Consider the following 4,936-nt stretch of genomic DNA (forward strand, 5'->3'; position numbering starts at 1 on the left):
GGACAATAGTCAGCAAGGCTGCGAGAACCGTAAGCTGTATCGAGCGAAAGCGAGAACTCTGTTGTTGAAGAAGCACCTCGAGCCCATCAACCGCAATCGCGTCGACTCCAAAAAACAGGTCGATAGCATTTGTGTACTCGTTCACGTAGTCGATCGGCGCGAGATCTAGCGCCTTCGAGTTGACGATGCGCTTATCTGCAAGGTCCAGTGCCGCTGACGCTGCGGACTGTGCCTCGTCGATAGGACGGTTCAGCAGGCTTGCCAGTTGCGGATTCTGACCCGTTGCCTTGTCCATTGAGCTCTTGAAGGATGCGGATCGTTCTGTGGCACGTTCAAGGAGGTTAGTGAGCTCAACGGTGTCAACGGGAGTGGCGCTCCCTCTGGACAATATATTGGCACCTTTGGCTCGCGCTTTTCCAAGCTCTTCTGTCAGGGCCGGGAGGTCGCTCAACGAACTTATAGCCAGGCGCGAACTATCGAGGTCACCGTCGAGGGACAATCCGTAGTGGTCGAAAAGCAGAGCGTTCGTCTTCAGCAGTTTCCCGATGAGCGTCGCATGCGCCGTGAGACTCTCGCGTTGATCAATCGATTTGTTTGCCACCTTCTCGCGCAATGATTGCCATGCCTCCAGTGTGGATGCCCATTGCTTGACGGCGGGGTCCGCCCTATCGAATTGTCGAAATGCCGCCGAGATTGCGTCGTAGGCCGCGTCGGCGTCAGCCGCTGTCCGCGGCGCAGCGTTGCGGCCAGCATTGGCAGTTGACAGCCAAATCGCGGCTTCGGCACGATGTTTCTGCGTCAACTGCAACGCCTTTAGAACTGCGCGCTCCGTTGGAATACCGGACATTTCACGCTGCTTCAGGCGGATCTCAGCGTTCGTGCCATAAAAATAAAGGGTACTGGGTATAGCAACGAGGATAAGCGTCATCGCACCGAGCACCACAAATTTGGACGCAAGGCTAATTCGTGAAAGTATGTTGGTCATGGCCTGGGGCTTGTGATCCATTTCGTTGGACCCGTTTTCGCACAGCTACGGTTGTTCGCTGGCCCACTAGATATTCCGTTCGATCGAGAGAGCTGTTTCCAACTATCGGCGCGATTCAAGTTCTTCTTTAGCGCAATTGACTGCCATGCACGCAACAATTTCTGCGATTCTTGCAATATGGGAAATTGTCGCCCCTAAAAAATTGAAAATCGGTTGTGGTGCCAATAGAGTTGCAAACGCGGGAATAAAAAAAGCTTCCTGTTTCGTGGTGACGTTCGCAATTCGTCCAGCTAAGAAAACGGGGCCGTGAGCGCGACGGGCAAATTGATGCCTGACGCCGTTCGGCCAGTAAGCGCGGCGCTCGAAGACCCGACTAAGAAGGTAATGCCATGCCATCACGCGATCCCGCCCATTTCCTGCCCTCTTTCGTCTGGCATGCCAGCCCCGACGGGCGCATCGAATACGTTAATCCGTGGACGTGCAGCTACCTCGGGCAAACCGCGGAAGCCTTGCTTGGAATGCATTGGAAGGCCTTTGTACATCCGGACGACATGGCATCGGTGATTGACTCCTGGCGTCCGATGCTGGAAGGGGCCACGCTTGAAGACGTCGACGTGAGAATCCGCCGCGCCGACGGGCTTTTTCGATGGCACACGCTGCACCTGTTAGCGGCTCGCGACAACGGCGAGATCGTGCAGGTCGTGGGCGTTGGCATCGACATTCATCATTGCAAGCACGCATGGGAAATGTACGAAGCAAGCGAGCGGCGGTTGAAAGCCGCCTTTGAGGCAGCGCGGCTGGGAGCGTGGGAATGGAACATGGAGACCGGTGTAGTCCGAATGACTTCGCAGTTGGCTCATATTTATGACTTTGTCGCGGGGACCGATACAGCCACGCCTGACGAACTATGGCGGCGAGTGCCGCCTGACTGTCAACCCAAGTTCCACGGCGAACTCTCGAAGGCCTTGAGCGAACGACAACCCTTCCAGGTCGACTATCCGATTGTCGTGACGGACGGCTCAATGCGGTGGCTGCGTATGCGAGGGGAGAGCGAGCACGCAGAGGGTGGCGCGTTGAGACGCGTGTATGGCGTTACCTTCGACATCACCGCGCAACGCGAACGCGACGAACGACTCAGCACGAGCGAGCGCCGCTATCGCGCGCTCGTCGAAGCTACAACCGCGCTTGTCTGGTCGGCCGATGCAAACGGCAACAATATCGTGTCGGAGAGCCAGTGGGAGCGCTTCACGGGTCGCACACCTGAAAGTCACGCGGGCTCCGGCTGGCTCGATTCGGTCCATCACGACGATCGGGAAGAAGCGCGTCGTCAGTGGATCCAGTCGGTCAGGATGCAAACCCCGCACGATTTCACATTTCGCATGCGACGCCACGACGGCGTGTACCGGATGGTCCGTGCTCACGCGGCCCCACTCTATGACGATAATCGCCGCTTGCAGGAATGGTTCGGCACCACTACCGATGTAACCGAGCAGTACGAGGCGAAAGCTGCCATCGAGGAGCGCAACCTGCGACTGTCGGCGGCCATGAGCGCTGCCAGTATGACGATCTTCTCCCTGGATCTGGCCACTTGGTCGATTTCATGGGAAGGCGGTCCCGGCTCACATACACCCCGCCAAGGCACGACTTTCTCCTACGAGGGCGCGCTCAACTATGTACACATCGACGACCGGGCTGGACTGGATGCTTTTCTTAAACAGTTAGCGAATGGGCAGGAGACGGACTTCCCGTTCGAATTTCGCCTTCTGCTAGACGGCCGCGAGCGCTGGATGCATGGCAGCGCCCTGCTGCATCGCAGTGCCCGGGGAGATCCGCTGCAGATCGTCGGCAGCCTCATCGAGATCACCGACCGCAAACGTATGGAACTGATGCTGCGCGAAACCGACCGTCGCAAGGACGAGTTTCTCGCCATGCTGGCGCACGAGCTGCGCAATCCGCTCGCACCATTGCGGACGGCGATTGCGCTAATGCAAAAGACGGCATTGGCCGAACCCAAGGTCCAGGAACTCGCGGGTCTCATGCAACGTCAGGTTCAACACATGACGCGCATCGTCGATGACCTGCTCGAGGTCTCTCGCATCACGCAAGGACACATTACCCTCAAACAAGAGCCCATTTTTGTGGGAAGCGCGGTGTACGGCGCCGTTGAGGCCGTCGCCGACATGGTGGAAAGCCGTGCGCAACGCCTGGAGGTCAGCGTGCCAGCCGGAATGATGTGGATTTACGGCGACGCGACGCGCCTTTCACAGATTTTTGTGAATATCCTCAATAACGCGAGCAAGTACACGCCGGAAGGGGGTCACATCACAGTGGGCGTCCAGGCCGAAGATGATCGGGTCACCATCACGATCCACGACAATGGCACGGGTATTTCGGCGGACCTCCTTCCGGACATTTTCGAATTGTTTTCGCAGGGAGAACGTACGTTGGACCGCTCCAACGGCGGCCTGGGCATAGGCCTGTCGCTCGTGAAGAAACTCGTCGAGATGCATGACGGAACGATCTCGATCGAAAGCCCGGGACCGGGCATGGGCACGACCGTGACAGTTCGCCTGCCGCGCCTTCATCAGCACGAGCGGCACCCGATCCATCCGCCACTCGCGACGACGCCGACGATCGCCACCCCGACTCAGGTTGCTGCCTTGCGCATTCTCATTGTGGACGATAATCGCGACGCAGCAGACTCGCTCGCGATGGTGTGCGAGAGCGAGACGCACACCACTCGTGTGGCCTATACGTCGCACGACGCAGTTTCGCTCGCGCATGACTTTCTTCCCAATGTCGCGCTGCTTGACATTGGCCTGCCGGATATAGACGGCTACGAACTCGCGAAACGCCTGCGCCCCAAGGGCGCGAAGATACCCGTACTCGTTGCCGTTACAGGTTACGGGCAAGCGGAGGATCGCTTACGCGCCCAAGTCGCCGGCTTCGACTATCATTTTGTCAAGCCCGTGGACATAGACGATCTGCTGGGCTTGCTTTCAACGTTGCGACAGCAGGATTAATGCTGAAATTCTCGGAACAGGCCGCAGGCTGCAACGACGCTTAGGAGTGGAACAAATAAGGCACCGCGAATGCACTTAAGCATGACGCGTACCTCATTTGACGACTGCGTTTCGTGAGCGAACTGCAATCAGTCGCGCGCCCTATATTGGTGAAGCTCATATACGCGGCTGCACTATTTTGGAATGCTATTGACCTTGATTGGGCTTGGGTCCAGTACGGCCCCAATACTTCCGAAGCAGTTCGTTTTGGAAAGGCACCATTAGGACAATGGATTTCCTTGACTTCTTTACGTTTGCGGAAAAAACAATTTGTTGGTTCACTGCAACATGGAGTTCATCGAGCGCTTTCAGCCGAGCGCACAACGGTGAATAATGATTCCACCGATCTATAAATATTGATGTAAAGGATTACTGATTTTATACGGTCACGACCGACTCTCTCGCGTCAAGTTGACCGATCGGGATTTTCGTATTCTGTGCTTCGGGGCCTGTGAATTATTCATTTTTAGAATGAATCTCGCCGCTATTTACTGGAGTGAAGCCATGAAAAAGAAAGTTATTGCAGCCGCCCTTCTGGGCGTGCTGGCAAGTGCCGCTCACGCGCAAAGCAGCGTCACCCTGTACGGCCTGCTTGACGTCGGTGTCACGTACACGAACAGCCAGGTCACAGTCAATGGCGGCCACAGCAACGTACAGTTGGTGAGCGGCCCGGTGGATGGCAGCCGTTGGGGCCTGCGCGGAGCGGAAGACCTGGGTGGTGGCCTGAAGGCAATCTTCACGTTGGAAAGTGGCTTTAACCTGAACGACGGAACCCTCGCATACAACGGTCGCGAGTTTGGCCGCCAGGCCTTCGTCGGCCTGTCGAGCGTCGACTATGGTGCGCTAACGTTAGGCCGCCAGTACGACAGCATGGTGGATTATGTAGGAC

The 4,936-nt window shown here is 56.9% G+C and carries 5 protein-coding genes; 3 read left to right on the forward strand and 2 right to left on the reverse strand.

The features are described 5' to 3' along the window. Together WCA53_RS24325 and WCA53_RS24330 are read right to left on the reverse strand one after the other, a co-directional pair. On the reverse strand, positions 1 to 943 hold a 943-nt coding region (locus WCA53_RS24325), incomplete at its 3' end, for a nitrate- and nitrite sensing domain-containing protein (protein ID WP_423916466.1). Positions 944 to 1,087: 144 nt separating this feature from the next. Then, a complete protein-coding gene (locus tag WCA53_RS24330) occupies positions 1,088 to 1,381 on the reverse strand; it encodes a hypothetical protein (RefSeq protein WP_423916468.1) in 294 nt (97 codons plus the stop codon). Here WCA53_RS24330 and WCA53_RS24335 point away from each other — a divergent pair. The 3 genes from WCA53_RS24335 to WCA53_RS24345 all read left to right on the forward strand — a co-directional run. Beyond that, positions 1,375 to 4,008 carry a hybrid sensor histidine kinase/response regulator gene (locus WCA53_RS24335; protein WP_423916470.1) on the forward strand — a complete coding sequence of 878 codons (2,634 nt, stop codon included), beginning with the start codon at positions 1,375 to 1,377 and terminating at the stop codon, positions 4,006 to 4,008. The two genes, WCA53_RS24330 and WCA53_RS24335, sit on opposite strands and share 7 nt — an antisense overlap. A gap of 113 nt (positions 4,009 to 4,121) precedes the next feature. Next, positions 4,122 to 4,400 carry a hypothetical protein gene (locus WCA53_RS24340; RefSeq protein ID WP_423916473.1) on the forward strand — a complete coding sequence of 93 codons (279 nt, stop codon included), beginning with the start codon at positions 4,122 to 4,124 and terminating at the stop codon, positions 4,398 to 4,400. A gap of 151 nt (positions 4,401 to 4,551) precedes the next feature. Further along, positions 4,552 to 4,936 (forward strand): porin (locus tag WCA53_RS24345; protein ID WP_423916476.1); only part of this gene is annotated, 385 nt, incomplete at its 3' end.

Source organism: Caballeronia sp. (genome assembly GCF_049581465.1).
Lineage (GTDB): Bacteria > Pseudomonadota > Gammaproteobacteria > Burkholderiales > Burkholderiaceae > Caballeronia.